The sequence below is a fragment of the Vibrio sp. HENC-03 genome (genome assembly GCF_000305755.2).
Classification (GTDB): domain Bacteria; phylum Pseudomonadota; class Gammaproteobacteria; order Enterobacterales; family Vibrionaceae; genus Vibrio; species Vibrio owensii.
This window is the reverse complement of sequence record NZ_JH976054.1, coordinates 1-253: the sequence shown is the minus strand read 5'-3', so window position 1 is coordinate 253 and position 253 is coordinate 1. Positions and strand designations below refer to the sequence as shown.

At 48.6% G+C, this 253-nt stretch carries 1 pseudogene; it reads right to left on the bottom strand.

The annotated features are described in order from the left end of the window. Positions 1 to 253 (bottom strand): annotated as a pseudogene (locus VCHENC03_RS23175) (transketolase); the annotation flags it as partial.

Here is a 253-nt window from a genome sequence, read left to right as displayed (position 1 = left end):
GTAAACTTGGATGTTCTGAACTTTCATCAGAGCAGCCATACGCATAGCGTTACGTGCGTATTCCATGAACATTAGGAATGTTGCGCCGTAAGGAACGAAACCACCGTGGAGTGCGATACCGTTCATGATCGCAGTCATACCGAATTCACGTACACCGTAGTGGATGTAGTTACCAGAGAAGTCGTTTGCTTCTAGAGACTTAGAACCAGACCACATGGTTAGGTTAGAAGGCGCTAGGTCAGCAGAGCCGCCC